This is a genomic window from Xenorhabdus szentirmaii DSM 16338, assembly GCF_002632585.1.
Classification (GTDB): Bacteria; Pseudomonadota; Gammaproteobacteria; order Enterobacterales; family Enterobacteriaceae; genus Xenorhabdus; species Xenorhabdus szentirmaii.
The window spans coordinates 1-5,072 of record NZ_NIBV01000007.1 but is presented as its reverse complement, the minus strand read 5'-3'; the positions used below and the strand labels follow the sequence as shown (position 1 = coordinate 5,072).

6 protein-coding genes and 2 pseudogenes are annotated in these 5,072 nt (G+C 53.9%); 6 read left to right on the top strand and 2 right to left on the bottom strand.

The features are described 5' to 3' along the window. The 6 genes and pseudogenes from Xsze_RS21230 to Xsze_RS21210 form a co-directional block, all read left to right on the top strand. Positions 1 to 1,229: pseudogene (locus Xsze_RS21230) on the top strand (DNA primase); the annotation flags it as partial. A gap of 220 nt (positions 1,230 to 1,449) precedes the next feature. Next, on the top strand, positions 1,450 to 2,535 hold the full coding sequence (gene xerC, locus Xsze_RS21225) for a site-specific tyrosine recombinase XerC (RefSeq protein ID WP_051462289.1): 1,086 nt from the start codon (positions 1,450 to 1,452) through the stop codon (positions 2,533 to 2,535). A gap of 345 nt (positions 2,536 to 2,880) precedes the next feature. Then, positions 2,881 to 3,093 (top strand): hypothetical protein, encoded by a 213-nt coding sequence (locus Xsze_RS21975; protein WP_143707614.1) that lies wholly within the window; start codon positions 2,881 to 2,883, stop codon positions 3,091 to 3,093. Between the two features lie 74 nt (positions 3,094 to 3,167). Next, positions 3,168 to 3,374, top strand: coding sequence for a hypothetical protein (locus Xsze_RS21970; RefSeq protein ID WP_143707613.1), 207 nt, complete (start codon positions 3,168 to 3,170; stop codon positions 3,372 to 3,374). Positions 3,375 to 3,505: 131 nt separating this feature from the next. After that, the gene (locus Xsze_RS21215) at positions 3,506 to 3,964 is read left to right on the top strand and encodes a scabin-related ADP-ribosyltransferase (protein ID WP_167330996.1); all 459 of its coding nucleotides are present in this window, start codon (positions 3,506 to 3,508) and stop codon (positions 3,962 to 3,964) included. Further along, on the top strand, positions 3,961 to 4,374 hold the full coding sequence (locus tag Xsze_RS21210) for a hypothetical protein (protein WP_038234463.1): 414 nt from the start codon (positions 3,961 to 3,963) through the stop codon (positions 4,372 to 4,374). Before Xsze_RS21215 ends, Xsze_RS21210 begins: the two co-directional genes overlap by 4 nt. Positions 4,375 to 4,453: 79 nt before the next feature. Here the strand turns inward: Xsze_RS21210 and Xsze_RS21205 are convergent, their stop codons facing one another. Both Xsze_RS21205 and Xsze_RS22315 read right to left on the bottom strand, forming a co-directional pair. After that, positions 4,454 to 4,774 (bottom strand): SymE family type I addiction module toxin, encoded by a 321-nt coding sequence (locus Xsze_RS21205; protein WP_038234465.1) that lies wholly within the window; start codon positions 4,772 to 4,774, stop codon positions 4,454 to 4,456. Positions 4,775 to 4,850: 76 nt separating this feature from the next. Further along, positions 4,851 to 5,072 (bottom strand): annotated as a pseudogene (locus Xsze_RS22315) (helix-turn-helix transcriptional regulator); the annotation flags it as partial.

The following is a 5,072-nucleotide window of genomic DNA, read 5'->3' as shown; positions in this document are numbered from 1 at the left end:
GAGAAGCCCCCCAAGCCGTGCAGCCTGAACTGAGCGCCGATGAGCGGGCGGCCGCCTTAGCGTTGCTGCAAGCTCCGGATTTAACCGACCGGGTGACAGCGGACCTGGCGGCCTGTGGCGTGGTCGGCGAATCAACCAACTTACTGGCGGGCTTCTTGGCGGCGGTGAGCCGCAAACTGCCCAAACCCTTGGCCGTCCTCATTCAAAGCAGCAGCGCGGCGGGTAAGAGTAGTCTGATGGATGCGGTGCTCAATCTGATCCCGGAAGAAGAGCGCATCCAGTACAGCGCCATGACCGGCCAGAGCCTGTTCTATCTGGGTGAAACCAACCTGCAACATAAAATTTTGGCCATCGCCGAAGAAGAAGGGGTACGGCAGGCGGCCTATGCACTCAAGTTGTTGCAGAGTGACGGCGAGCTGACCATGGCCAGCACCGGCAAGGATGAAGCCACCGGGACGCTGGTCACCAAAAGCTACACCGTGAAAGGCCCGGTGATGCTGATGCTGACCACCACTGCCATTGATGTGGATGAAGAGTTATTGAATCGCTGTCTGGTGCTGACGGTGAATGAATCCCGTGAACAAACGGAAGCCATCCATGCGTTGCAGCGCCACAAGCAAACGCTGGCAGGGTTGCTGGCCGAGAACGAGCGGGACTATCTGACTCAGCTTCACCAGAACGCCCAGCGGTTGCTGAAACCGTTGAATGTGGTCAATCCTTACGCCAGCCAGCTTACGTTCATGAGTGACAAAACCCGCACCCGCCGCGACCACATGAAATACCTGACCCTCATCCAGAGCATCGCCCTGCTGCACCAACACCAACGGGAAATCAAAACCGCCGAGCATCGTGGCCGAAAACTGGAATACCTTGAGGTCACGAAAGCCGATATCCAGCTGGCGAATCAGTTGGCGCATGACATTTTAGGCCGCACGCTGGATGAAATGCCGCCGCAGACGCGCAAACTGTTGTTGCTGATCCAGCAGATGGCGCAAGGCATGTGCGCCACAGGCCCGCAAACGTTACGCGAAGTCCGCTTTACCCGGCGGGATATCCGCGCTTACACGAACTGGAGCGACAGCCAGCTTAAGCTGCATTGCCAGCGGCTGACTGACATGGAATACCTGCTTATCCACGGCGGCAGTCGCGGGCATCTGCTGCAATACGAACTGTTATGGGACGGTGACAGCGACCATGCCCACTTAAGCGGCCTGATTGTGCCCGTATGATTGACGCAAGTCTGGGCAGAACGGCAGCAAGTCGACCCTAAGTCTGCCCCAAGTCGGGGCTAAGTCTGGGGTGTCAACATCGCCCCAACGCCACAGCCAGCGCGGGTTACACGCCCGCAAGTCTGACAAAGCAAAAAATCACTGTTCCGGCCGCCTTAATCTCTCCCTTCGTAACCTAGTGCCGGCACACCCTGTTCACCCGCCACCGAGGAAAACCGTTATGGACACTCAACCCCCATTAAGTCTTGCCACCCTGCGCCAGCAGCTTGACGCGTATCTGGACACCGTGATTGACCGTGGCTACAGCCCACGCACGCAGGAAGCCTACCGGGAACGGCTGCGCCCGTTCGTGGACTGGTGCGAACTGCGTGACGTCCGCTATGCGCCGCAGGTCTCACTGGCCTTACTGGAGAGCTGGCAGCGCTATCTGCGCAGTTACCGCAAGGCGGACGGGCAGTATTACACCCATGGCGGCCTGATAAACCGCCTGAGCGCGTTGCGGGGCTGGTTCCGCTGGCTGCTGAAACGCCATCATATCCTGTATAACCCGGCGGAATTGCTGACGCTGCCGAAAGAAGAAAAACGCCTGCCCGCGCAAGTGCTAAATGAAGCCGAAACTGAAGCCGTGCTGATGAGCATCGATATCCAGACGCCGCTGGGGTTGCGTGACCGTGCGATGCTGGAAGTACTCTGGAGCACGGGCATCCGCCGCAGTGAACTGATCCACCTGAAACTGGATGAGGTTGACAGCGGGCGGAGCGTGATTGTGGTACGGCAGGGAAAAGGTCGCAAAGACCGGGTGGTGCCCATTGGCGAACGGGCGCTGTCATGGGTAAACCGGTATCTGGCCGACGTTCGGCCAAGGCTGGCATGGAAACAGGACAGTGGTTATCTGTTTATTACCCTCAAAGGCCAGCCACTGGCGCGCAGCACCATGACGCTGATGGCCGGAAAAGTCATCCGGGAACAGGCCAGACTCAACAAGCCGGGGGCGTGCCACCTGTTCCGCCATTCGATGGCGACGCAGATGCTGGAGAACGGGGCCGATACCCGGCATATCCAGGCGATACTGGGGCATGAGAAGCTGGAGACCACGCAAATTTACACGCGGGTCGCCATCGGCCACTTAAAGGCGGTGCATCACCAGACGCACCCGGCGGAGCGTGACGCGAACGAACAACTGGACACCCCGCCGACGAACGCTGATACCGAGCCGCCGAAGAGCCGCGCTGGGCAGGATACCGCTGACGGCACGGCATCCGACCCTCACATCGGACAGGGCGGACAACCCGATCGCCCCCGTTGAGCTGGGCAGGGTTCGGCGCGGGGGCAGACCGTGGCCGGACTGCCCGTCAGCCTCGGTGCGGCGGGGGTAAATAGGCAATGGCCGGCCTGACCCGTGGTGTCCCCGTAAAATCTGCCGTGGCCGGCCAAAGCCTATTCAACATAATGTCGGGGAATTATACGCACTGCGCCGGGCAGCCACCGAAACGCCCTAACCGCTGCAAAGCGGCTTAATGCGTATAATTAACATTATGTCTTGCGCCCCCGCTGTTCGGCCTCGCGGGGCGTGGCGCACAAGGCTGCGCCTTCTGCTCTCATCTTCTCAGCCGATCCTCGGCAAAAATCGCGCCGACCCTGAACACCGTGCTTGCATCCAGCTAATCCGGCTTCTCCTTTAGCGGCCTTGCGGCGTCCGGCCAACAACCCTGAAGGCAGGTCGGCCGATGGCCTCCGTGAATTTACCTCCCCCGCCCCGACCCCGCTGCACTGGCTGCGCGCGGCTCGCAGTCGCTGCGCTCCTTGCTCGTTGCCGTGCTCACCATCTCCGCCCCGTGCAGCCCCCGCAGGGGGCTTCCCTTAAACAAAACCCGCTGTCATGCAAACACGGTGTTGTACCTGAAACTCCGGTGATCCAGAGCGTCGCAGGGGCGCCACTTGCAGGCTCTATGCCGCCCGCACCCGCAGAACGGCCGCCCGCCGTCCGGTAAACCGGCCGCCGTTCGCCCGTTGCCAAAAGGGAAAACCGTCACAAAATCAGACTGTTCACCCTATCACGGGAAAAAATGGCCGCTATACTGCCTCTGGCGTTTTGGCAAAAAAATCCTGAAAGTGCACTTCGGCGTTTTTAGTTCGCAGGTGTGAGCAGAACGGGTAAAAATGGCTCTTTAACAAGCTGATAATCAACGAAAAAATCGCTTAAAAAAGTATAACCGTGCTGGAACCTTCCCTATGATCCCATTGGGTTGTTGGGCGGGTTTAACCCGTACGGGTATGTGCATAATCCTTCAAGATTTATCGACCCGTTCGGGTTGGCGGGTGCAGATTGTGATGATCTTATAACCTACCGGGGTGATTCACGACACCCTGATGAAATTTTCAATGATGGATTTAAGCCGTGGGGAACAAGCAAGGATCTGTACAAGCATACGTTGGATGCCGAGGACCCACCAAGTTATTTTATAAGCACGACAACTTCACGAGGCGTTGCCGCTGAATTTGGCTCTTCATTCTACACTGAGAAAGATTTTGTATATGCCATAAAGGATAAGAAAGGTGTAGGAATAAACGTAAACGAGGTTCTTGGTCAAGCTAGTCCACATGCTAAAGAAATCGAATTTGCATACCCCGGTGGAATTACCTCAGATAAAATATTAGGTGCTACTCCTGTTAACGAACGAGGGGATTTCATTGGCTATAGTATTTTAAATCCAAACAGGTATGGAAAAAAATGAAAGAACGAAAAATTGAAATTAAAGTGATAATGAACGGCAAAGAAGAAAATGCAAAATTATCTCTAATTTCTACGGAAAAAAGAGAATGTTTCATACGAATTTGGATTACTGATATCTACCGAGGAGAATTTTCTGGTTTAGATTTTTTTGCTTGTTTTGCAAGACTACGAGAAGAATTGAAAGATGTTATCTTTCTTTGTAAAGGAGCAAAAATAAATGTCTACCCGTCCAGCATGTCTAGACAGATGGCTTTAGGTATGGCCGCTTACGAGCATATATTAGGAAAAGAAGCAACTCGTGAGGACTTAGTCGGTACTTTTGATTTCGAAGATAATGATGTAGCCGTTTCTCCCAGTCAGCAGCGGGAATATTTTTACCAATGGGCTGAATCATTGAAACAAATTAGATAGTAACTTAGCGTTTAAAGCTGGAGATAGTTTAGAAATCTTCCAGCTTTATTCTTTTTTAAGAGCTGCTCAGCCCTTGCCTTTAGTAGCTTTTGTAATCCCCAATCAACTCGCGCATTCTCAGCTTAATGTCACTGAGTTGCTCGCGCTGGCGCTGGTATTGCTGCTTGAGGCTGTTGGTCCCGTCACTGTCGGGGATCAGTACTAAACAGCCATCCATGATTTTAACGGTGACCGAGTCGCCAATCTCAAAGCCGGCCTGTTTAAGCCATTGCCCTTTAAGATGAATTGCAGGCGGGGCTTTCGCTTTATCATTTTGCGGGACGTATCCCACGGTGTAATAACGTTCTGTTTTTGTAGCTTTATTTTGAGCCACGTTTTGCTTAGAATGCGCCTTAGCCATGATTAACTACCTCAAATAGTTGGTTATGGTTAGCGGTGTTGATGTGCTGAGAACACGTCAACACCGCGAAATTATTTTACTGCTGCCCTACAATGAGTTTTGCCACCTTGGTTCTTGTCACTAAACTGTCCATCAAAACTATCAACGCTTGTTGATCTTCATCAGAGAGTGAATCAATTTGCTCATAAAGCGCTTGTAGCTTGGGGTTATGTATTTTAGGTGCTTTCGGCGCTTCGAGTCCGACCAGCGCATCAATACTCATCTGTAATGCCTGAGCAATTTTAACCACCGTATCCAG

Bases quoted from the DNA above. Each gene is read 5' to 3' on its own strand.
- xerC (WP_051462289.1), top strand. From the start codon at position 1,450: ATGGACACTCAACCCCCATTAAGTCTTGCCACCCTGCGCCAGCAGCTT.
- Xsze_RS21210 (WP_038234463.1), top strand. From the start codon at position 3,961: ATGAAAGAACGAAAAATTGAAATTAAAGTGATAATGAACGGCAAAGAA.
- Xsze_RS21205 (WP_038234465.1), bottom strand. From the start codon at position 4,774: ATGGCTAAGGCGCATTCTAAGCAAAACGTGGCTCAAAATAAAGCTACA.